Raw genomic sequence first — 24,636 nt, 5'->3', positions numbered from 1 at the left:
ATGGATCTCTATAAAAACGTAACTGGCGACATCGATGCGATGATTACTTTTGATAAAATCTTAGGTGGTTTTGGTCAAAATACAGTGAATACCACGCGTGAGCGTGTTCAAATCAACTCTAAGCATGAAAAGGTAGAGCGTGAGATTGAAGGTGCCAGTCCGTACCTTAAAAGCGATTATGAGCTATTTGTCGAGCATCACAATATGTTGATGCAAGAGTATCGGGCAACTCAGCTACATTTACGCAATATCTTAGAAAAGAAAAATGAGGTTAAAAGCATTCAAAAGCTTGCGGATCTCTGCGAACGACACCAGTGCTCCAACATCGCTCAATTATTCGTTGAAAAAAATGAAGATGAATATGTATTGCAATGCTTTCAAGACTTTCAGCAAGACTTAGAAAACAATAATGCTCTCCGAAAAGACTTTAATCACTTTTCAGACTCGTTTGAAGCCTACCGATACAATATGGAGATCTGTAATAAGCTTTCTGGTATCGATCAGCCGTTTACCCTTGAACGTCCGAATGACAGACAGTTGAATTTCGTTATCCATAGTCATGAAAACATCAATAAAACATTGTTGGACTATCAGGCGAAGATCATTGAGCAACAAACAACTGTGGACCAGCTCAAGCAAGATGCTTCCTATACTGCCCTATTTCCGATCGCAACCAATGATAAGAACATGTTCTCAATTGCAGCGACCGAAGTTTATGTAGAACAGTCACCGAAATATCAAGACTATCTTAAGGTCATTAAAAATGAGCTTAAGAACATAAACGAAACGGGTAAAAATGCGTTTAGTCAGCATTACAAAGATACTATTACGCAAAGCAATCTTGAAAACGTTAAAACTAAAGAAAGCGCTTCAACTTATAGCAATGGGTTTTAATTAATTTTAAATAAAAACATTTAGGGTGTTTTAAGATAGAATCTAAATACCCTTTAATGGAGTTAAACATGATTCAAACTAAAATCACTGAACCGACAAGAACGCCGTTTAATCCTCATGGTTTTGCAGATGCAACGCCTTTACATGCGTTTTACTTGGAATTATTAGAAAAGGGATTAATCAATAAAGTTCTTGAAGAAGGTAATTTGGAATTTGAAAACCAAAATTTGTTCATGACGATCGATTGGGAATCAATAGACGTTCAAATGGATGCTTATACGTTTGATGTGAAATTAGATATTGTATGTGGCGTCATACTTGATGAACAAAAGGTCACGAATAGCATTCAAGTGTTTATTAATGAGCAAACTTTGTTTATAGCTTCAGCTAAAACCTTTAACCCTAAATCTGGTCTAACGCAAAGTCTTAACTTTGATATTCCTTTACGTGTTTTAAGTCAAATGGGCTATTACGCCCTACCTCTCAAAGAGGAATAAATCGTGGGAATGAGCATAGAAAGCCAAAACATAGCATTGTCTCAAGAGCCTACAACCTTTGTACCAGAAGCTTTTGTACACTCTATTAACTACTTTTGTCAGACCTTAGAGAACACTTTTCATTTTGATAAGCGTTCACTCAATTTCTTTGAATCAGGTACACCAAAAGAATACGGCTTGTATCTTACTGAACAGCATTGCCTTGTTTTTTTGAATGCTTGCAGTAGTGGCTATCTTGGCGAAACACGCAAAGTTACCAGCTTCACCGCTTTTGTGCTTTTAAATCAAAAAAATAATGAATCTGAAATGCTCGACATCACGTTAAACGATCCAAAACGTGTAGAGGAACATTTCAAAACTGCGTCTAAAGATCAGATCAATATTTACTTAAAGAACGTGCATGAATTAAGTAATTTTCTGAAAAATAAGTACTCGGATTCAGGTTTTTTAAAAGATATTGTGACTGAGGAAGGTTTTTCTAAAACCCTAAAGCCATTGGTTTTACAGGAATGCTTAAAAGAGGAAGTAGAGCTAATTAATACTTTAATGTGTTTGGTTAGTACTCAGTTTATATATATTACGACAGATATTATTTTTAAGCGTCCTATTTTAAAAGAATTCATAAAACTATGTTTAACCAATGAGAAGTATATACTACAATATGGTGAAGAATGGTATTATGATTCTATATATAAGTTCGCTAAAAGGATATATGAGTTAAAACACCTTATAGCTACCTTATATTTAAGTAGTGAAGCTGTAGTAAAAGATGTTGTAGTGCTTTGCGAACTTGCTTCTAAAAAACATTAATCATAACTCTTTTAAAGGGCTAGATATGCGTAACAATCACAAGAAAGCTAAAAGGCTACAACAAGTTCGGGGCAATGTTTTAAGGACTAACCCTAATCTACAAAATGTTAAGCCAGCTTTTAAAACTAAAAGTGCTTTAAGCATTTTTGTTGCTACCGTTGTTGGGTGTTCAAGTGCTATTGCAGTTCAACAAAGTTCCGTTGCTTCTGTTACCAGTAATACTCAAAACATGGGTAACTTAAACATCGCAACATCATCGACCATTGCAAGTAGCTCTGGTGGTGATACGCCTTTGTCGAATTCAAATAGCGGATATTATTCGTCTACCAGTTCTAATTCGTCATTCAACTCTACTGCTGCTGAAAACAACTTCATGGCGGTTAAAAAAGGTGAACAAGCAGCTGCTCAAAACATTCAAACCAATATTGAATCATGTGCAACTGATGGGATCGGTAAAGTCGTTAAAGACAACTTAGATCTACAAATGACGGTTTGGGGTCGTCCAATCGATATTAACAAAATGTTCAGTCCAGCTAGTCAAGGTGGCTGTTTTGCTGACATCGGTAAAATCATTGACCTTTCTGTGACTATTCCATCACTTGATACAATCATCAATGCAGCGCAACAAATGGTTGTCGATTACGCGACTAAAAAAGCGTGTGACGCAATGAAAACTGCAAGTACTGAACTTGTTGGCCCATTGAATGATGTTATAGGTGAAATCAACAAAGCGGGTCAATACACTGATGTATCGGGTGCGCTTGGTACTGCTGTGAATGGGCAACTTGGTAAACTTGATCCTGGTCTAGTTATGCCTAGCGGTGCTTTTGAGGGTGGAGATACTTATACAATCAATGGTAGTAGCTCGACTGGTACAGTTTCTTATTCAACTGATCAAAAAGCCAGTACTAGCACACCGTCTAACGCAAAAACTTCAAGTTCAGAATCTACTTCTGTCACCCAATCAATTAAAGACTTTTTCTCTTAAGTTGGGGGTGGTATGAAAAATAGAAATAATCTGCGTAAAAGAAGAATTACTGTTAATCAGTTTTCACCTGTTAAAGCAATTGCGGTGGGTACTTTAACGGTTGGTCTATTATCCGTACCACTTTTTACCAATGCTTTTAGTCTTGGCACTATCCTTTCTGAGCTTGCAATACAAGCTCAGCAATTGATGGTACGTTCTGCTGTGCGTGTATCTACTCAACAAACAGCGGTCAGTGCAAATCAAATTGTTGATAACCAAACGCGTGATTCAGAAATGATCGTTGCTGGTATTCAAAGTGTCGATAAAAATATTGAGATCAAAAAAGCGATTTTAAATTCTGGTACGAATGCTGCCCTCCCTGATTCAGCTTTTTGTACGGCTCTTGAAGAACGTGAACAAACCGATCTCAATAGAAACTTAAAAGACTTTAACGTTTTTAAATACATGCAAGACGTTTCAGGGAAACTTTTCTCAAATTCAACAGATGAAGCAACCTCACCATATGCGTTTCACTTGGCGACCTCGTGTGGCGTAGAAGAAGCAAAAATGGGTGTCTGTAATTTGATTCCAAATGGTCTGCAGTATGGCGACATTGATACTGCTTTTGTTTTTTCTCGTTCTCGACTTTCTGAACAGCAAGCGACTGTTGCATTGAACTACTCGTCAATTGCATCTAACAACGTTGTTCCAGTCGGATTGATGGAATGCTCTTCATCAACTTGCGTTGATTTTCAAAATAAATACATGGCTGGAAGTACTCTTTCATCACTGGCTAACTATTCGGTGGCTAATAATGTGATGCAACGCACTACACCAAACTCCAATGCTTCAGCCAAATTCTTTGAGTAATGACTATGAGAAAGCGTAAAAATACTTTAAGACAGCCTAAAGGAAAATCAAAGTTTGTACCTGTCATTTTAGGTGCAACTTTGGTGATTAGTAGTCCTGTTTTTGCTGAATGGGCTACGGTTGGTTTGGGTACGATTATGAGCGAGATGTCTTCTCAGATTCCTAAGCATGCAAGCAACCAAGCAAATGATATTCAAAAAGTATCTCAAAGTACCCGTAGAAAGTTAGATGATTCGACTGAAAACATCGTTGCAGCGCTTAAAGTTGCGGTGAAGCAAAAGGCGCAAGCTGCTAACCAAATTACCGATGCGACAACTAAAAACACCCAAACTATTGCCTCTGGTATTCAAGCGCTTTTACAGTCAGATACCATGAAAAAAGCACAATTTGCTTATGGTGCCAATACTGGTCAAGGCTTTAAGTCTTGTGAGGTTTTGGCTGAAAATACAAATATGTCGAGTGCATCTGGTCAAGTGATTGATCAAGCAGCTGATATGGCGACTCAAACTTCTCAAGTCGGCGGTAAATTAGTTGGCTCTCAACAGGAAGTGATTAATCAACGCCTAAACGTGCATAAAGCTGAATTCTGTACGGTTGCTGAAGCACAAGCTGGTCAATGTACGTTGTCTAAATTACCGGGTGGCGATACCAATGCTTCCCTACTGTTTAAGTCTGTTGCACCTGGCTCAAAAGAAGCTCTTGCAAGACATTACGTGCGTGAAAACATTTTAGGTACACCAGATAAATCATTGTCTACTGCAACGGCACGTACTCCAGCTGGTCGAGATTATTTGCAAGCGACCAACCAAAAAACAGCTTTACTTGCTATGCCAGCGTATAGCTTGGCGGTTATTGACGCGCAAAATACAAAATCATTCAAAGATATTGACGGCAAAATGGTGTCTGCCAACGATTTGATCGACCAAACAATCGCACGTTACTACGGCGGTCCTGAAGCTAAAAAATGGCAAATGGCGATGGCGATGCAAGATCCACGCGGTCTACTTAAAGAAGCCAATATCATTAACGGCGTTTCTGTTTATTTAGATCTTCAAACTTACAAGCAAAGTTTGCGTGAAGAAGGTTTATTGTCTGCATTACTTTTAGCGAAATCTCAGCCGATAAAAGATGATGTGAAAACGAAATACGGCCAGTCAGTGAAAGTTAAGCTTTCACAAACTATGCCTCAATTTTAAGGAGACTAAATAATGCGTACTCCGAAAAGAACATCACGTAAAGTTATGAAAGCGCCACAAGCGCACGGCTCTCGTTCAAAAATTAGTGCACTCGGTTTAACCCTCGCCCTCATTAGTGGTTCTGCATCTGCTTATTACTGTGCTTCCGTGGGCAACCCGATGGCAGTAAATACCTTGAATATGCTTCTTCAACAGGCTGATGCGGTGGAAAGCGCTGCGTTACGTGCGTTGGACTCAAACTTATCTTTGGGCATTAAAAAGCAACAAGATGATGTGACGACAGCGATTAAGATCCTGACGAAACAAGAGGCTGTATCTGCTCAAGGTATTTCAGATAACGCACATAAAAACGCACAAAGTCTTGTAACGGCGTACCAAGCTGTTAAACAAAGTGAGCAAATGAAAAAAGCTCAATTTGAGTTTGGTGCACATGGCCAAGCATTTAAAGCGTGTGAAGTTTTAAGCGATCGTGAACAAGCTCAACAAGACAATAAATCTGCTGATAGTTCAATTTTAAATAAAGTTGGCTCTGAAGTGATTGCTGCGCCTGGTGTCTACATGAACCCTCACAAAGCACAAGAAGCTATGTTACAAGCTCATAATGAGTTTTGTACCACTTCTCAGGCTGCGTCTGGACTATGTGGTGCTGCTGGTGAAAATGCTAGTCTAAGTTTACAAGCTTCAACTTTATTCACGACTGCAGCGCCAGACACGGCGATGGCTCGTGCTCAAAATGCATTGATCAACAACATGGTTGGTCTACCTGATGCCCCAATTGACGGAAAAATTGCGAAAACATCTGCTGGTCAAGATTATGTGATGGCTAAACTGGCGAAAGATGCTTTAACTTCTCCAGCAATTACCTCTTTGAAAGCAATTCAAGCGCAATACTCCCCTGTTGCTGGTGGTGGTACCAATAGTCATGATTCAAGTACCAAACTTGCACCGATGCAACACTTGGAAAAAAGTGTCGCTCGTTATTTAGGTTCAGGGCAAGATTACAAAGACTTTGCTAAATCACAAGCGATTAAAGATGAACGTGGTTTGATGGTCGATGGTTTAATTCAAGGTACTGAACGCTTGAACTTGCAATATCAACAATACAAGTCAAATGAACGTAAAGAAGCGGTATTGGCTGCGCTAGTTTCTGCTGAAAGCAAATTATCTGACGGCTCAATTGAAGTGACAGATCGTTCTAAGTCTACGGGTAACATTCGTAGGATTGCACTTTCACAAGCAATGGCAAGTAAATAGCCTGATTTTTTCATTATCAGACTGATAATGAAAAAAACTTAAAAAAAGGGATGGTTTTAAGCCATCCCTTTTTTTTGTTTAAAACCCTTTTAGATAGTTTCTTTATATAAATTCTCTTATAATCTTTAGTATATACCGTTCAAAAGTAACCGATGGTGCTTTGATATTTTAATTAAAAGATGCTTATACATATTGCCATGGAGTTTATATGTCAACTAAAAAGAAATGGTTGGATCTGAGTAGCTTTGGCGCTCAACTTGTAGTAACCCCTAAAACTGATTTAAGAAACCAAGCAGCCATTATTAAGATTAAAGATGTTGAGCTTTTAGAGAAAAAGTTGAACACATCCTTAAACAGCTTCTTAACAGGTTTAAAACAGACTGGAAAGTTTGTTTATATCACCAATGAGCAAAATAACGACCTTAGTTTTATGTATAAGAGTTCGCAAGATAGTCTCTCTCTTGCTGACATAAAATCTGTTTTTCCTTACGACTCTAAAAATGACCTCATTGAAATGGATATGTCAGATATATATCTGCAAAACCCAATGAGTAGTGCTGAAAAAAACCAGTGGCAATCCCTATTTGAACTCAATAATCAAAAGTCCGTTGTGCTTTACCAAGCAAAACAGCAAAAACCGTTTGCCCCAAATACAACCATTATGGGTGCGGTTAAACAATTCAATAAAGCAGATTTAGGCTGGAATAAGCTACCGACATTACTGCAGTCAGTAGATCCATTGCCGTTGGCTGATTTAGACAATTACGGGTACCAAGCAGATAAAACACTGACTCGTTATTATGTTGATAAAGAAGCAGCGCTAAATGCTGGACTCATAGAAGATACGATAGAGCCTATTGAACTAAGCAAACAGCTAGTGATTTCGGTTAATTCAGGCGGTGAAGTACTTGCCCTAAAAGATATTACGCAAATCCCTGAGCTGACCAATTATAAAATATCTTCACATCCAGCATGGCCAGCGTATAACAGCTTACCGAAGCAATTTATTGATATTCGAGAGCTGAATAAGGGGCTGAATACGAGCATTGATCCAATTGTGAATGCGCTCAGATCGGATGATCATGCCGTTAATCACCAAGGATTGATCAAGCTTCAAACCTTAGTCACGAAAATCAATGACTGTTTGTATTCATACGAAGAAAACAGCATTCCGTCAGCATTGGCACCATTTGGTATAGAAACAACTGCGTTACAGCTGGTGGACAATGATTGGAAAGTTTGGGAATACAACAACCAAACTTTAGATGTAGAAGAATTCGACCTTGCCGATAAGATTAAGGACCTGATTCAAAGCGTTCAAAATAATATTAATAATTTAAGAACATTTGATCCCTACTCTATTGGTGATAGCAGTTTTGATCGTGAATTAATTTCTGAAAGTTTGGATGACATCGGTACAAGTTTAGAAAGCTTGGATCTCAATCAAATTAAGCAAACCATACCGCCTGAACCTAAGGTTCCAGTAAAACGTTTGTTCAATCGAATTGATCACTTTTTTAGACACACCAAGTTTAAGCCGAACATTCCAGAACCAGTCATTAAGGACTCTTTGACTAAACTCGCTTTAATGCGAAAAATTAAGCAAGAATACCTACAAAAAATTGCAAAGCTCAAAGAAGAACGTCAAGCTATTGTTGAAGCGAAAGCAACACATACCATCAGTGAGCGTATTGAAAAAGCGGTTGCGATTCAAGTCGCTGTTGCTACTGAAAATGCGTATGTTTTGGATCAGCAAGCCTATGACGATCAAGCTTATGAAATGGAATTGGCATTAAGTCAGTTAAACATTGCTTCTACGCGTCTGAACAATCTTTATGATAGTTTTTTTGATTCAGTGATAGACCGTGAAGAATACGGCACGGATCTTGATAACTTCCTACAAAGCGTTGTCACCGATGATGAATTGCAAGATGAAATGCAACGTCTATTGGATGAAGCGAACGAGTTTGAAGCTACTCACACCTCAAATGACATTGACATTTATCATTTCAACGTTGATCTAGGTGAAGAACCGAACGGGCTTTGGAATGAAGCTGTTAACCAGTTTGATGTGGTTCATTATTATGATGAACAAGATCAAGAGTTATCTGCAGTTGAAAAGTTTGAATATTCTATTTTGGGATATTCACCATCTCAAGAATCTGCAATGCCAGATTTTAACGATATGGTGTTCTCGAATGCTGTATCAGTGCTGGATAACAGTATTGAGGACATGATTGCGACCAGTGCTGAAAATGTAGGTAAAAACTACTTTTCATTTCATCAGCAAATGCCTCGTATTCTTCAACAACTGCATAGTATTAATAGCCAATTTACGGCGCTTGGTGATGGTGATGCCCATAGCATTGCATCACAATATTTATCAGATGAAAGCTTAGAGCGATTCTATAACCTGTTAGAACAGGACGGTAACTACAAGGGTTTTAATAAGCGCATCGATGTGGCTCATGTGCTTTCTGAGCTGAGTAGCAATATTGGCAACAATCCTGACTCCCCTATCCTTAACCGATTACCTGATATTAGGTCGCAACTCAATCATGCGATAAATGAGGAATTACGTGTACGCACGAATCCTGGTAATGCACTGGCCAACGCGATTGTTTTTGCTGCGACCAATGAAGTTTTGTCTTTAAAAGAAACACTCGAAAAAGATGAAATCTATGTGGTAGACAGCTTTCAAAACTATCTGCCTAAGGTGATACATAAAGACCACTTCAACTCAAATACACAAGAACAGCTTTTTGCCTTAAATAAAAAGGTCGCGGTAAGTATGGCGTATAAGCGCTATCTACAAGACTTTTATCAAAATGCCGTGGGTGAAGAGTCTAAATCTGAGGCGGTTATTGCCATTATTAATAATGAGCACAAGCATATTTTGACGGCACTAGGTTATCTAACACCGACCTACAATGAAGTCACGGCACCAAAAGACTCGAAAATTGAAAATGTCGTCACGTTGACTGAAGAAGCGGTAAAAACCTACCTAGCTGAAGGTAACGCTTTGATGGTTGAGCCTGAAGTTAGCGCACGTTCTTTGGCGGTGTATAGCAGTACGATAGCATCTGATCAGAACTTCATTCGCTTACTACCGATGGATCTAGGTCAAAAGGTTAGTTCATTACAAAAGCAAAAAACCATTATGATTAATGGTGCTTCTTCGTTTGAACATATCCTGAGCTCTAATCCGATCAGCGAAAACAAGCTGACCTATGATGACCTTAAGAATGTAATTCTTAATCGTATTTTGACCAAGGAAGCGGTACCGAAATATGAAAAAGGCTTAAAGCTTGATATTGAAGTTAAGAATGTCTATGAGCATGCATCAAGTTTCTTGCCACTTGAAAAGACCGATGTTAACAGTGAAAATGACTTTGGCAATCTCTTTAAACATGGGCTTGTGCTTGAAGCATTACAATCGACTCCAGACTCACTCAAGAATGGATTTAACCTCAACCGTGATTTAATCAATTCTGCCCTACTGCAGTCATTTGAAAATCGTTCTATTGAAGAATGGACGGCACTAAAAAATAAATCCCTCGAGACAAAAACGGGATCTCTTTTAAGCATTATCACCAATCCTGAACGCATTAAAGAGTTTGAGTTTCCTGAGATAAATATTTATCTCACGGTTTCACCAGCTGATGAACAAAAGCACGGTGCGATTAACTTATATTTCAGCGGTGAACAGATTCCGTCTACCGATCGCTTAATCGTTAAATCAAGTCTGAATGACTTAGCTGCAGACGATAAGGCGCTGTTTAAAGCTTTGACGCTTAGCAATGATTCAGTTTTAAGTACGCAAGAGCAAATGCAGTACTTGATCGACTCATTAGAAAAACGCTATCAGATCTTCCAGTCGATCGAAAACCTACACCTTAAAGAAAAGGTATTGTTTAACCCTGAGTTGGACGATTACAAGGCATTAACTTTACGTGATGCCGATAATCAATACATCGATCCAACGGCGAAACAAGATCTAATCGATTTTGTGAAAAGCAATGATGTGATGACCAATGTTGATTTGATGAACGTCTTTACCGACTACATCAATCAAAAAGAAATGGATCAAGCGTTTGAAAACGGCACCAAAATTATTGTGGCCAATGACGGTGCTGATTTAGTGATTTCTGTCATTGATAAAGACACACCAGTTTTACAGCATGATCAATTACGGGTTTTTGATAATGTTGAGCAGTTTGCTAAATTCAACGAGCGTGGTGGATTGTTTAAAGACTTCCAGTTAAACGGGATAAAAGCGCATCTTGTGGACCAAGTATTAAATGATCTTGGGTTACGTGAAAACATACTGCAGACAATCAAGGTGCCATTATCACCAAGTTTTGAAAATATTGATGTTAAAGGCCTTAATGAGATTGTGGCTGTTAATATTTCAACATTGGTCAATAAAATTGATTTTGCCTTTGGTGAAAAGCTACTTGAATCTAAAGACCGGTTCGATCTCGCGATTAAAGTTGCCGATGATCAAGCTCCGTTAAAACTGGCCATTGTGAATAATGCCGAACATCAGCAATTTGTTGATCAAGGCTATAAAATTCTTCCTACGCCAAAGCACCCGAACTCTAAGAACTTCTTAATTACTGATTTTGCAAAATCATTCAAAAAAGCAGAATTATTTAAGTCTCGCGATCAAGTATATAAACCTGAACATATGGTTCAAAGCGCACCTGTTGTAGAAGTTGCCCAAGAACCATTGGTTGAAGAACCGACCGTAACTGAGCCTGAAGTTCAAAAGCCTACTGAACCAGAAGTACAGGAAACAACGGTAGAAGTTGTAGAGCCGACTGAGCCAGTTGCTCCAGAACAAACATCACTGTTTGAGTCTGAGGGTAAGCCTGAAGCTGAAGCACCAAAAGAGCCAAAAACAACCAAACCGAAAGCCACTGAGCCACGTTCTGAAGTTGGACTTATTGAAGATACGGGTATGAAAATGCCTGGTGCGAAAAAGGATCTGTATGGTCCACGTTTATCGCTCAGTCAGATTCAAGATATGTCGCTTTTGCAAGTCAAAAACCTAATTACGCGTGACAAAATTTGGAAAAAGGAATCGGTTTTACAAGCAAAAGAAGCTGGTCGAGATATTTACATTCACTTGCTGACTGACGCTGTACGTAAGATGACGAATGATCAGCCACGTTATCCGCTTGAAAATGCCACTGAAGAACAGTTTAAAAAAGTAGGTGCTGGATACTATGACGCTGTTTTAAGTATGCGTGATGCATTAATGGAAGCAAAAACAGTTCGTGAATTTATTCCTAATGCATGTGATTTATACGTTCGTTTGAATGAAGACAAAGATCTGTTCACGGCGTTTAAATCATTAGATCGGTCATTATTTTCATTGGTAGAAAGCTATGCTGAATATGCTGCCACTGACATGATTATTAGTTCTGAATTGGCGAAAACCGATAGTAGTGAAGCACGTAAAACGCTCACTGAAGCACTTCATCATTTAAGGAAAGAGTTACCGCCAGTTAAAGGCACCTACTCTATCTATAAAAAAATACGTAGTGCGATTGATGCCAAACCGTTCCAAGACAAAGTAAAAGCGACTGTTACTTTTAGAAGTGGCAACATTATAGATTCGAGTACGCTATTTAGCAGATCTGATGCTGGTCTATCTGAACAGGTCATGGATCTGTTAACTGCTAAAAAAACCAAAGACGCAACTGCAGAGAATGATGATACTCAAGAAGTCTCGTTATCTGAAAAGAATGTATCGCACATTGTAGATGACACGGCGAGTACCTTAGATGCCCTATTCAAAGAGTATGCTAAGCCTCGTACTATGCGTAAGGCATTCAAGCTCAGTGATGTGGTTGTGACGGAAAACATTGCTTCACGTAATGGCCAAGATGTTACAGCACATACCTTGCAAGCGACCTTTGGATTTAAAGCCGTAGAGTTTGGCGAGTACTTGAACCAGAGCGATCGTCAAATCGCGTTAAATAACGCATATGACGGTTGTTTCGCTCTTGCTAAGGCACTTGATATAGATCCGAAATTTGTTGGCTTTAACGGTATGTTGGGTGTTGCTTTTGGTTCGCGTGGACGTTCCGCTGCGATGGCACATTATGAGCCATCTAACCGTGTGATTAACTTAACCAAGAATTCAGGTTTTGGCTCGTTTGGTCATGAATTTTTCCATGCCTATGACCATCTCATTTTTAGTGCGATGACACGCAATCAACCAAAAATGATGATGGAAAACGTACAGCCTTATCTAACTCGTTTTGCAGAATTGAATAACATTAAGTCTGAGAAGTATGCCAACATTAACCAAGATTTGTTGCAAGCTGCAGCCAAAGTAAATCAAGCGATGTATTACTTGCCAATGAAAAAGGATGACTCGATAGAAGTACTTCGCACGAATCTTGAGAATCAAGTCAAGTTTTATGAAACCAGCATCAAAACGATTTTGGATAAAACATTGGTAGATCAACCTGACATTGTTGATTTGTTTACGCCAGATAGAGACAGCATAAAAGAGAAAATTAATACGTTTATTGCGGAACGTGGCAAGTTGCATACTGAACTATCTTCATTGATTAACTTCGCTAATCGTCATGAAGATCCTGAACTTTTCCAAAAGGACGCCATACAACATAGACGTTATATGCACGTTGCCCAAGGCTTGCATAAGTTCTTGTCTGAAAATGAGTATCCAATCCCACGGACTGAGCTCAACAAATATATCTCGCAATCTCGTTCTGAAATTGATCATGATCGTGTCTTTGCAGCGCAAGTACTTGGTGCAGCGAACAGTACAGTCTTTAGATCAGTTGTATTCCGTGATTATCGACAAATGTTGCGTAGTCAGTTTGCGATATGTGCACTCGACTTCATCAAAGAAAACAGCCCTAAACCATTGTCAGATGAACACTTAAAGTTAATTTCTTTAAGCTTACAGACGAACGATCGCTTAACATCAACTAATCAATCTCAGCTAAAAACTGATTTCTACAAAAATGCGATGGTATTAGAGGGCTTAACAAGTGCTAAGAAGCCGTATTGGACGACCGCACATGAAATGTTTGCCCGTAGTGGTGAGCAGTACTTACAAGTGACCTTAGCAGAAATGAACTTGCGTAATGATTGGCTTGTTTACCCATGTCCTGAAGGTGGTTCATCTTCTGTAACTCAACCGCATGGTATAGAAAAAGATGCAATCATGAAGGAGATTCGCGAATTTACGGTGAAAGGCCTGGACTATATTCAGGAAAATATTGCTGAACTGCGTTTTGCTGATCATCAGCAGTATGTCAGAAATGCAATGCACTTCTTCCAACCGGGTACAGATCAGCATGAGAATCTACTTAAATGGAATGAGGTCATTAATGAGATGTCACAAGCTGAATATGATGAATATTGGTCTAAGCTTATGACTAACATTGAAGAGCAAGCAGATGTTGAGTTGAGTAAACAAACGAATAATTCAGAATTAGCCATTTAACTTGATTTTGAGGGTGATACTCTTTAAAAGGGTATTACCCTTTTTCATAAGATTTGAAGGTTGTTTAAAAAAGTTTATATGATGAATATGCTAAAGAAAAAACTAGTTCAAATACCGTTTTATTTGACAGACTGGATGGGTTCTAAAACTATATTTATTCTGTTGGTGTCGGGTATTTTGTACTTAGCAACTACTGAAGCTCAATTAGATGTCATCAAGACTACAAACGAATACTTATGGAATCTGTTTAACTTATTAATAATAATTACATTTCTGTTTTTGGGAATTCAGTTCATAACAGAGCGACCGCAGTTGGATTCAGAAAAAAGAAGCCAGTTTAATAGATTGTTTTCAAGAAAAATCTTTAGTTCTTTGTCTCGGCTTTTTTTACTATTCACTGGTGCAAATGCATTTCTAAATATTGTTGTAGAGCAACACTACACTGAATTAAAAAACCATCCTGAACTGCTGTTGCCGGCTTCTGTTATTTTAATAACTGGATACTTGGGCTTTAAATATTTATTAGATTCATCTATTCATTTAAATGAATCAGAATATGCACCTTATACATCGTCTGGGCCAAACTCAACATTGACACATACAGACATTAAAACAGTTGCAGCACATGAATCAGGCCATCTAATTATGTGTTTTTTTTACGGTTGTATTCAGCCAGATTTTAAAGCACAAATATTTTTGGGTGGACATCCTGATATCCCGTATGTTTCAGGAATGGTTAGTCACATACCTGTAAGCAATGTCGTTGAAGAAAAAACGTATTGTGAGTGGCGCATGCATGTTCTACTTGCTGGGCAAATTGCAGAAAAACTTATACGTGGATTTTATTCTACAGGCGCAAGTAGTGACTTTACAACATGGCAAGAAATGGCTAAAAAGTATTTATCTAATCAATTCAACGGTTTGTATTTTATAAATCCTGAATCGGATTTTGAGAAATGCCACAACATGCAAAGTTTTGAAACTTTAAGAAAAATTCAAACAAAAAATATTGAAGAGTTCTTTGAACTAAATAAAAGTGTGTTGTTAAAAATGTGTGATGCACTTGAAAAAAATAAAGTTCTCAACAAAGAAGAAATTTTGTTGTTCTTTTATGAGGTTAAACACCTAAAGTCGTTACCTTATCCTAATGGTGAATTTCTCAAGTTTTCAGCAAACTGGTCATCTAGTGAAGATGAAAATAGTCAAAAGCTTCATTGTTAAAACCAATTTGGCTCGGATAGTCAGTGTCATTTTAAGTTCGTATATACTATTTTTAATAATAGTCCTTAAACCCTCCCTAAAGGTTATTTATTTAGTTTAATATAAGCACATATAAGTACTCGTAAGAGTCATTAAGAAGTCTTGGATCATGCTATGTGACCAAGTAGGAGACTATAAAGTGAATGAAGTTAAATGGCCTGATTTAACTGGTCTTGGTGCTCGTCTTGTAGTATCGCCAGCAAATAACTATCGCCCAAAGACAGCGATGCTTGTTGTTAATGAGTTTGAACACTTCAAAAAATCGATTGAACAAAACAGTTCTAAGCAATTTGAACAAGTGTTAATGGATGCCCATTTTTATGAAGTGCAAAATGATGATGGTATTCATGCGTACTACTATAAGAACCCGGCAAAGTCTGGTATCGATCTAAACGATCTTCAGAAGGTCTTTCCAGCGTTTACCAACGATATGAAAGTACCGACTAAGCAAGAAGATATTTATCTCACCAATCTACCGTTTAAGAAGAACATTCCGAACTGGAAAAGTTACTTCGCATCAGCGACCGAACGCCTTTCCGCTTTCCCTGAAGTGTATGTCAGTAAGCTAAACAATGGATCTAATATCCTTGATACGCTGAAAACCAGTCTTCAGGAATCGAACAAATCCTACTTGGCTCAATTTCAGTCTTCAAAAATTCCTTTTAATCGTCTTCAAGATTATGGCTATGAAAATATCTTCTCTAAAGTCTATCTAGATGAAGAATCGGCGATGGCCAGTGGCGAAAGTCCAGATAATCTAGCCAAAATTAAGTTGTCTCCATTTGCAGTACCCGTCAATTACGAAAAAGATGGTTCGTTACTGATTATTGATGACTTGCGCCATATTCCTGAAATCTTTGCTCATGATCCGTATGAAGCATTGGGGTTAAATGACAATATTAACCTGGTGCATTTTGCTCATGAATACGAGTCCACTTTTAATCAGCTGATTGAGCATGGCCGTGGCAACAGAATGTTTAACATGAGCTTTAAAGATGTTGATGCTTATGTACAAAAATTAGCTTCTGATCTTGTTGTGATAGACCGTGTGTTTAATCAACAGCAATTGCCGTATCCAAAGCTATTAGAATCAGCTAAACAAGGTATTCCAGCTTTTTATAAAGATGAACACGGCACATGGATGGCGTCTAAACAAGGTATTGAAACACGCCTTGTAGATAAGATGGTGTATGACGCTGCCATGCTTCGCCATGATGTCTTACAACAAATGGTACGCCAGATGCCAACAGGTAAAGTTTTCTTTGCCGATCTGAGCCAAGAGTTCTCTGAATTCTCTGTAAACATCGTTCCTAAGTTTAATGCGCTCTATGATCACCAATCTGCTGAAATCAAACAGCGTAAACTAGAAGAACAACTCAATGAATCAAATGTTAACGAGATCTTGAATGATCTTGATGTTAATTTTGAGGCAACTGAGAAGGCATCTATTACTGAGTCTGATCTACTCAACATTGCAAATGACCTCCCTACTCCAGAAATTGATGATGTTGCCGTACTTAAAGAGCTCTTAAAGTTTCCTGAAGAATTATTGGATGCAAGAGGCAATGACAAGGTGCGTGATTTCGCGCCGTCTATGCTTGAAATTAGACAGATCTTGGATGTCTATGTCATTCCTAAGGCTACTGAACAAGCTCAACAAATTGAGAAGCAATATAGTGATTATCTAAATCAGAAATATGCTGAAATTCAAGATGTCGTGCGCTCAGCTACACAAACAAAAAGCTTTAGCGTAGATGATATTCAAGCGATCTCTGACGAAATCGACACACACAATGTTGAGATCTCAAAACAGTACAATGAAGTTAAAAAAGTCTTATGGCAAAGTGAAACTTTGGTATCTGGCATTACGTCTGCAACAAATACCTTTTTGTTTAATAAAAACAGCTTCTACTACGCTAAAGATGAAAACGGCAAATTTGTAGGTTTTGAATCTGAAGTAGAAAGCAATCAACACAAAGCGGATCTGTTCAAATTACTGTCTAAGCAATTCGACAATCAATTGGTTTCAATTAAAACGCCTGAGCTTCAGGAATTTGTGAATAATGAAACTGCAGTTGATATGTTGATGTCACGCACGAACAATTATGTTGAGCAAAATATCAATGATTTTGTTGCTGGTGATTTTTCTGCGCCGTTAGAGCTAGAGCAAGATGCACAGCGTTTAGAGTTAAGCGATCTGTGCACGGCTGATCTTGCTAATAACGATAAATTAGCTTCAGCGTATTTTGAAGAGTTTACTCGGCTTCTTGATGAATCAAACTTTGATGAAGCATTTTTAAAACAATCTCTATCACAAACTAAAAGTGCGTCATTCTTAAAGAACGGTGTAAATGAGATTTTATTCCGTAATTTATTGGTGCCAAATGCAAGTGAAAACTTCAATCGTAAGACTAAATCTGATTCTGTTCCTGAGGATATTTTTGCTAAAACTTCATCACATACAGATGGGTTTAGTCTGGACCGTCAGTTCAATCGCTTTGTTGAGGTTCAAAGCTTCCAAAAGGCATTAACAGCCAAATATCCGCAACAAGACTGGTCATTTATCACAAAGGATGACCGTGGCGAAAACATCAAGTCGATTGCTGAAGATATGCAGTCTGACATGGAAGAAGACCGCAAAGATGCAAAGGATCTGTTGTCGAGTATCGAACGTCAGTTTTATTCTAAAAATTCGACCTTATTTGTCTCGAACATGGATCTCGCTGCAGATGAAATCTATGTTCAGATTAAACCAACGGGTGACATTGACGATTTAAAAGTTAAAACCGTTAAATCAAATGAATTTGATGAAAACAAACATTTTTCATTGTCTACCGATGGCTACAAAGCAACAAATCAAGCGTATGCGAACATTGCCAAGTATTTTGTTGAGAAAACCCTATATCTAGAAGACGGCGATTATGACAAGGCAAAAAAAATAGCTGCCTTAGTGATTGCTGGTGAAGATAAAGAGCTCAAACAAGAAACTAAGAAAGTCTTTGGTGTAGAGCTGACTGCAGATGACTTGAAGCAAGTCCAAAGCATGCAGTTAGAAGATGGTAAGCTCCAGTTAAACAAAACTGCCCTACCGAACCACAACTACAACAACATTCAGCTATTCAACTATCTGAACCTGATTGATATTAATCAGCGTACAGTTTTTGGCAAATTTGATGTTGAAGTACAAAAAGAATTTGAGGTGATTAAGGAACTTCTCAAACCTAATGTAGCTTTTCAGAATAACGTTAAATATTTTTCGCTATCAGCTGAAGAAGAGAACGTACAGTTCAATAGTGAATCTGAATACTTTAACACTCAGCTAGAAAATGCTGTAAAGCACTATGAAGATCACCACGGCGCAATCAAGATCCCTGATCATGATATGTTTATCACCGTGTTTCAAAAGAATGATCTTCAGTATATACGCCTCTACAATCATAAAGACAAAAATGCGCCGTTTATTGGGCATTCAGTTTCCCTAGATGCCAATATGCATAAGGCTACTGGCTTTAATGATAGAGATGCGGTTAAAACGTCTGCGAATGCTTTGTTTAAGTTATCGACTTCACGCAACAGCATGACGTTTATGCCTCCAGCTAAGTTCACTTTTGAAAAATATTACGAGTCAGATCTCAACTTCTTCAAAGCTAAAGACAGTCAGCAAACTTTAATCAATAAAGTGTTTACGTCTTTACCAAACAAGATGTTCCAGTACATTTCTGATCATCCATCTAATTTCAACTCTAAATTAGATTTCATCAGCAATCTTAATTCTGCAACATACGAAAAGTTTGAGGATCTTAGCTACGAGAAAAAACCGAATGAAGTCACTGAGCTTCTGAGCAACATCTCTCCAGCGTACACCTATGTTATCGCTCATGTAGATGGCCAGACAGCAATCATGCCTAAAAACTTAACCAAAGTTTTTGATGTTCAGGCATTTGAAGAAGTTCATCCGTTTGATTTGGTGAGCTCTAAACTGCAGAAAAGCGATCTTAAAGAACTTTTTAGCAATGGTATCAATGGTGAACCTGATCCATTCATTAATAACCTTAAATTTAGTGTTGTATTAAAGCGTGTAGGCAATCCAGAACTTGAGGATATTCAGCCTAGATTTATGTTAGAGCAGATCGCCGTGAATGAGGCGTTTGCAGAAAAATATAAATCCTTAACCGCGTTAAATGAAGTCAATACCGTCATGCTTGAGCATGTCAAAGCTTTACAAGATACGGTTAAACAGGCTTATGCTGAGCATTTTGTAGGTTCCAACCCTAAAGTTCACCAATACAAGTTGCTAAACAAATCATCTCAACAAGATGAAACACCGCAATTGTTTATGGTTGATACGGACTATGAGCCTCAATTGACTGCCGTGCTTCTTCGTATACCGTCTCATGACTTTCAGTATCAATTGATTACTGGTTTTGATGATGTAGACCAGTATAGTCACGAAATCTTAAATGCTATCGAATCTAAGGTTAATTTCGGTACCACTTTAGAGCAATTAGCACTATCTGACTTGCCTGAAATTCAGATTAAACACAAAACTGACTTTGAGAATAAGCGGTTAGCAAGTTTGCATTTCCAAACTTTGATTACGAATACGCTTGGTGCTCTATACGATCAAACCGCACACATAAAGCCGTATATCAAAACTGAAAATCACAAATTGTTTTTGGCCATCAAGCCATCGACCGACAATGAATATGCATCGGTTAAACTTTTTGGTGATAAAGCCGATATTCACGGTGATTACAAGTCTCTGTGCGTTTTTCCTGTTAAAAGTATGCGCTCAGTTGAAGATGTCTTACAACTTCAAAACCGTGTGTTTACTGACTTCACGTTTATCGATCAATTGGTACCAAAAGACAAATATGTGCCTGTTGATGTAAAGGTAGAGCCAAGTGACTCCCCGGCTACGTACTTAGGTGATGTAGGTGCCAAGTTTGGCGGTGCACATAAAGATCGCTACGGTGAATATATTTCATTGGAATATATTTCAGCGACATCAGCCGATCAAACAGCTACGGACTATCGAAAAGCAAAAATCGTTGCAAATAAAGAATTCCAAGCTTGGTACACCAATACGCCACTCGGTATTGATGACAAAATATTCGTAAAGGCAATGTATGACTACTGCCCAACTAAACCGTTATTCTCTAAAAATGCGTTGATGCTTGATAGCCAACGTGCGACAGAATTACGTGCGTATGTGGCTGTTGTTTCTAACATCAGAAATTTGATGGTAGATACTCAAGAAGAGTTGATTCATGCGGTAAGAAACAATAAAAGCTTATCTCCTGAAAGTCTTGGTATGACTGATCGCCAACGTAAAGACTATATCGGGCTTTATAGTAAAGGTACCAAGAACAACTACAAAAACTACTTCCAATTGCTTAGCAATTTGAATGAGTACTACATTATGCCAGAACATACAGGCGGTATCAGTGTTCAGCTTGAGAAAATCATCGAAAAAACGATTGATAAAGAACTCAGTGAGATTCTATCAACAGGTAAGATCTTTGATTTTTACGGTAAGTCGAAAGTCACTAAAGATGTGAGCGATGCGATCAGCAACATGCAACGTACTGGCTTATATTCAACTGTGCTTGAACCATACGTTCTGAAAAGTGCGATTGAAAGTGGTTTAGTTAAAGCTGAATCTGCACCTATTTATGTTAAAGATCCTGTTGCACCAGTTATAGAAGCAACGACTGAAGCTGTGAATACACCTAAAGCACCACGTTTGCCGTCATTTACCAGTGAAGTGAAAAAACTTGAAAATGGTTTTGTGACTGAAAAAGTCCAATCAAGCATTTACGGATTGTTAAATTACTCTCGTACTGGTCCTGATCACCGCCAAGGTGCCGATGTGGATTCATTCAAGCTTAAAGATGACTTTTCTATCCGTGGTGTTGAAGTAGGCAATAAAGTTAGTCCTGTGGCTCAACAGTTGGTTAATGCCGTGTATGACTCATTGGCTGACTTAAAACAACTCATGGGCTTTAAATCAAACAATGGTTTATTGAACTTGGGCGTTGCTTTGGCTTCACGCGGAATTAAAGGATCTGCAGCGCATTTTGAGCTGTCTAAGAACGTGGTTAACTTAACTCGTGATAGCGGATCTGGAAGTTTGGCTCATGAGTATGGCCATGCGCTAGATGCACACTTAGGGATGTTGGAAAAAGCGGAAGTATATAAAAATCACGCTCAAATGAATCGTTCTGTACTTCAGGACTATTATGAAGACATTCCTAATTTTGAGATACCAGGTGCACGACACTTCTTATCAAATATGTTGGATGCTGGATACTCCCCTGTTACTGAGTCCGGTCGTGCTTTTGAAAAGTTACATCGTGCGATGATGAATGAGCCAGTTCAGGCAATGAAAAATTACGGTCAAGTACTTCATGAGAATGCTGAGAATGCAATCAAGGCGTACCACACTGTTGCTGATTCAATGCATGATGAAGTGATTAAGAATAAAGAGAATTATCCTAATTCTACGCGCAAAACTTTAAACAGCTTCTTTGACTGGCACCAAAAGCACTATGAAGATCTCATTCGCCGTCAGTTTGAGAAAATTGAAGAGTACTTGAAGAAGTATGAGCGTGAATATAAAGCTGATACAAACCTATCTTTCTTCAGTACGGTTCAAGACAAGGTGGATGTCATTGTCTCTAAAATTAACACTGACATTAATGCTATAAGCTTTAAGTCGTTTGAGCGCTATCAGCAAAAACTTAATGATATGCGCCAGCCAGAACATCATTTACCTACAACCGGTTTGGAAGAAAAAATTACAGGTGTTGCGACTGCAGCGAATGTGGATTTAAAAACACTATCGCAAAACCTATCTGAATACTTGATAGAGTCATCTAAATACAAGTTCTATAACCTGGTAGAGAAGTACATGCCTGAGGGTGTTAAAAATCCTCATACTCAAATGCAAAACTTCTTTGATAAGTCACAAGACGTTGAAATAAACGTAGGTGATATTCGTTTTAGTGACAATCTATCGCGTTATAAAAAGGATTGTTTAAATATCGACAGTGCTGAAAATCGTGCAACGCCGTATTACGCGACCAGTACCGAAATGTTTGCCCGTTATTTTGAGACTTATTTGTACTCTAAAGTTTCAAATGAAAATGAAATGAAAAACTCATTTTTAATTGACGGCTACCCTACCGTACAACCTAAAGGTTTAGAGTTTGAGATCTGCAGAAACTTGACTGAACAATTAGTCGAAACTTGTGTGAATGAAATATTTGATCAAGATCTGCAAAACGAAAATACCCAAAAAATTATTGCTGAAGTTTCGATTGAAAAAGAAAATGAAGCTGACCAATTAAGACTTGAGATGTGAGATAACTAAATGCAATACGAAAATATTCATGAAGCAAAAACGCCACTTAAAAGCATGATTACTCGTAGTCATGCCTATATTCGCCTGTTGGTAGAAAAAAGTATGGCTGATGGTATTAAGTTTAAATATCACAACGGTAGACGTTTAACTCAAATTGATGATCCTGAGCGTGTTGTTTCTCAAATCTTCCCTTATTTTTTCCGTTTAGTTTTCTTGGAAATATCTACTTATTACGGTCAAACATTTGATGGTCTTAAGTTTCATTCTAAGAAACGTGCAACAGGAACATTGCAATTAGAGGTCAGTATTCTTGAAGACAAAATACCGAACCAATTAGAGTTTTTCACCTTTATTAGTTACGTTTTTAACTATGGGTTTTTAAAAAATCAATTCCATGAAGACTTAACCCTTTTAACCAAAGCAACAAAGTTTGCCAGTTAAAAGGTAGATCCATTTTAAATCTTAGATTTAGGTATATACTAAAAATAATTTTTAAATATTTAAACTTTCAATGTGGCTTTATAATCAAATAAAGCCATATTGATTTAGAAACAAGTTAGATATTTTTAAATTAAAAGTGTGGCGAAAGTATCAGTTTTATAAGTCAAACAGTCTGCAGTCTTTTAGGTAGCTGTTGTAATGAAATAGTCATAATTGAGTCGCTGTACATTTGATGTGTATGCCCTTTTATTAATCCCATTGGAGATGATCGAATGCAAAAACCATTGCATGAAAATCTTGAAAACTTTCTGCCTTACTTGAAAAGTGAACTCGCTGCCAAAGGTATTTTAAGTGCGTCACTCAAAACCATCTTTTTGAACTACATTGATCAGATCACAAAAGAGAATAGATTCGTCACCCATACCAATACCACCGATCGACAAATTGTATATATAGAACGTGGCGATGATGCATTGTTGTTGCGCTTTAAATATTTTGTTGAAAATAATGAGTACTTAGAAGTTGAGTTAATCATCACGGATACTCATGTAAAGTTGGTTTATGCTGAATCACCAGAATTACACTTGCTTTATGATGATGAAACACCAATTTGCTTAGATGCTGGCCAATTAATCAAGTGTACCAATGACTATGGCACATCACTTGCTACTTTAATTAGCGCCCTATTCCACTGTTTACTCAGTGATGATCCACAAAAAAATATCCAAGACGTACTTAATCAAACTAATCTTTTTGACAAAGTTTCAGATGAAAATGCCGAATTAAACAAGGGTTCACATGATTTCGATAACCGACAAAATCAAGCAAATATCTGGGTTTTCTGATTCAGATTCAGAAGTTGTTAAGGATAGTGTTTTATCCTTATCTACTGCTTTGTGGATCATGAATATACTCATGTCCACAAATTTTGTTATTGGTTTAACCAAGAGAGATCAGAAGCTTTTTGATAATGCCAAAGAAACGCTGATTACTGAAATGAAGCGGTTAAATTACAATCTTAACGATTATAAAGTACTCCCTGTTTCAAAAAAGAATGAACCGCTTTTGCTTCAAATTAAACTTGAACAAAAATCAGATCGGATCATAGATTTAGTCAATGCCAATTTAAAGGATTTATCCAAAGACGAGTCCATGGTTATTGAAGTTCTTTATGCAAATTTAATGAATAGTAATAGTGGTGTTTGCATCACTATAAGCGATATTCATGATAAAACAGCGCTTCAAGTCAGTGAGATTCTTACTGACATTTCAAAAGAATTAAAGGTATCTACTTTATCCGATGTTCTTGATATTTATGCACGACCAATTGAACATAATAATGCCAAGGTGAGCTTTAACCTGGTGAACCCATGGGCATTATCAACCGATAGAAAAAAGACTCTTTGCATTGCTGCACCCATATTCAATGAATACAACAGTCCATTTAAATTGATTGCACTTCTTCAAAATCTCATTTATCTAATTAATCAGAAGTGTACTAAAGAAACGGACCTTCTATTCGATTCCATTAACCTACCAAAATTTCAAAATAGACTTTTTGGCCAAAGCTTTTTTTATATTAATTAGGA

Annotated in this window: 13 protein-coding genes; all 13 read left to right on the top strand. The window is 37.7% G+C overall.

Annotated elements, in window-relative coordinates:
• Positions 1-894, top strand: coding sequence for a hypothetical protein (locus tag I6L31_RS17670; RefSeq protein ID WP_005005788.1), 894 nt, complete (start codon positions 1-3; stop codon positions 892-894).
• Between the two features lie 68 nt (positions 895-962).
• Complete coding sequence (locus I6L31_RS17665; protein WP_005005789.1) at positions 963-1,391, top strand: hypothetical protein; 429 nt, start codon at positions 963-965, stop codon at positions 1,389-1,391.
• 9 nt (positions 1,392-1,400) lie between these two features.
• Positions 1,401-2,201 (top strand): hypothetical protein, encoded by an 801-nt coding sequence (locus I6L31_RS17660; RefSeq protein ID WP_228128637.1) that lies wholly within the window; start codon positions 1,401-1,403, stop codon positions 2,199-2,201.
• A 25-nt stretch (positions 2,202-2,226) separates the two neighbouring features.
• Positions 2,227-3,189: a hypothetical protein gene (locus tag I6L31_RS17655; RefSeq protein ID WP_005005795.1), complete on the top strand. Its 963-nt coding sequence runs from the start codon at positions 2,227-2,229 to the stop codon at positions 3,187-3,189.
• A gap of 12 nt (positions 3,190-3,201) precedes the next feature.
• Positions 3,202-4,038 carry a hypothetical protein gene (locus I6L31_RS17650; RefSeq protein ID WP_005005796.1) on the top strand — a complete coding sequence of 279 codons (837 nt, stop codon included), beginning with the start codon at positions 3,202-3,204 and terminating at the stop codon, positions 4,036-4,038.
• A 5-nt stretch (positions 4,039-4,043) separates the two neighbouring features.
• Positions 4,044-5,234: a hypothetical protein gene (locus tag I6L31_RS17645; RefSeq protein WP_005005798.1), complete on the top strand. Its 1,191-nt coding sequence runs from the start codon at positions 4,044-4,046 to the stop codon at positions 5,232-5,234.
• 12 nt (positions 5,235-5,246) lie between these two features.
• On the top strand, positions 5,247-6,488 hold the full coding sequence (locus I6L31_RS17640) for a hypothetical protein (RefSeq protein WP_005005799.1): 1,242 nt from the start codon (positions 5,247-5,249) through the stop codon (positions 6,486-6,488).
• Between the two features lie 208 nt (positions 6,489-6,696).
• Complete coding sequence (locus I6L31_RS17635) at positions 6,697-13,980, top strand: LPD1 domain-containing protein (protein WP_005005800.1); 7,284 nt, start codon at positions 6,697-6,699, stop codon at positions 13,978-13,980.
• Positions 13,981-14,058: 78 nt separating this feature from the next.
• On the top strand, positions 14,059-15,201 hold the full coding sequence (locus tag I6L31_RS17630) for a M41 family metallopeptidase (protein WP_005005801.1): 1,143 nt from the start codon (positions 14,059-14,061) through the stop codon (positions 15,199-15,201).
• A 178-nt stretch (positions 15,202-15,379) separates the two neighbouring features.
• Entirely contained in the window at positions 15,380-22,606 is a 7,227-nt protein-coding gene (locus I6L31_RS17625; protein WP_155237302.1) for an LPD1 domain-containing protein, read from the top strand.
• Between the two features lie 9 nt (positions 22,607-22,615).
• Positions 22,616-23,047, top strand: a complete 432-nt coding sequence (locus I6L31_RS17620; protein ID WP_005005806.1) for a hypothetical protein — start codon at positions 22,616-22,618, stop codon at positions 23,045-23,047.
• A 272-nt stretch (positions 23,048-23,319) separates the two neighbouring features.
• On the top strand, positions 23,320-23,892 hold the full coding sequence (locus tag I6L31_RS17615; protein ID WP_005005807.1) for a hypothetical protein: 573 nt from the start codon (positions 23,320-23,322) through the stop codon (positions 23,890-23,892).
• The gene (locus tag I6L31_RS17610; protein ID WP_005005808.1) at positions 23,846-24,634 is read left to right on the top strand and encodes a hypothetical protein; all 789 of its coding nucleotides are present in this window, start codon (positions 23,846-23,848) and stop codon (positions 24,632-24,634) included. The genes I6L31_RS17615 and I6L31_RS17610 overlap by 47 nt, the downstream gene beginning before the upstream one ends.
• Positions 24,635-24,636 lie beyond the last annotated feature (2 nt).

Origin of the sequence: Acinetobacter septicus, assembly GCF_019355975.1 — a bacterium.
Taxonomy (GTDB): domain Bacteria; phylum Pseudomonadota; class Gammaproteobacteria; order Pseudomonadales; family Moraxellaceae; genus Acinetobacter; species Acinetobacter ursingii.
Note: the sequence above shows the minus strand (reverse complement) of the source record. Positions and strands in the feature narration are given on the sequence as shown.

Excerpts from the sequence above, each read along its gene's own strand:
- I6L31_RS17670 (WP_005005788.1), top strand. The coding sequence starts at position 1 with ATGGATCTCTATAAAAACGTAACTGGCGACATCGATGCGATGATTACT.
- I6L31_RS17665 (WP_005005789.1), top strand. The coding sequence starts at position 963 with ATGATTCAAACTAAAATCACTGAACCGACAAGAACGCCGTTTAATCCT.
- I6L31_RS17660 (WP_228128637.1), top strand. The coding sequence starts at position 1,401 with ATGAGCATAGAAAGCCAAAACATAGCATTGTCTCAAGAGCCTACAACC.
- I6L31_RS17655 (WP_005005795.1), top strand. The coding sequence starts at position 2,227 with ATGCGTAACAATCACAAGAAAGCTAAAAGGCTACAACAAGTTCGGGGC.
- I6L31_RS17650 (WP_005005796.1), top strand. The coding sequence starts at position 3,202 with ATGAAAAATAGAAATAATCTGCGTAAAAGAAGAATTACTGTTAATCAG.
- I6L31_RS17645 (WP_005005798.1), top strand. The coding sequence starts at position 4,044 with ATGAGAAAGCGTAAAAATACTTTAAGACAGCCTAAAGGAAAATCAAAG.
- I6L31_RS17640 (WP_005005799.1), top strand. The coding sequence starts at position 5,247 with ATGCGTACTCCGAAAAGAACATCACGTAAAGTTATGAAAGCGCCACAA.
- I6L31_RS17635 (WP_005005800.1), top strand. The coding sequence starts at position 6,697 with ATGTCAACTAAAAAGAAATGGTTGGATCTGAGTAGCTTTGGCGCTCAA.
- I6L31_RS17630 (WP_005005801.1), top strand. The coding sequence starts at position 14,059 with ATGATGAATATGCTAAAGAAAAAACTAGTTCAAATACCGTTTTATTTG.
- I6L31_RS17620 (WP_005005806.1), top strand. The coding sequence starts at position 22,616 with ATGCAATACGAAAATATTCATGAAGCAAAAACGCCACTTAAAAGCATG.
- I6L31_RS17615 (WP_005005807.1), top strand. The coding sequence starts at position 23,320 with ATGCAAAAACCATTGCATGAAAATCTTGAAAACTTTCTGCCTTACTTG.
- I6L31_RS17610 (WP_005005808.1), top strand. The coding sequence starts at position 23,846 with ATGATTTCGATAACCGACAAAATCAAGCAAATATCTGGGTTTTCTGAT.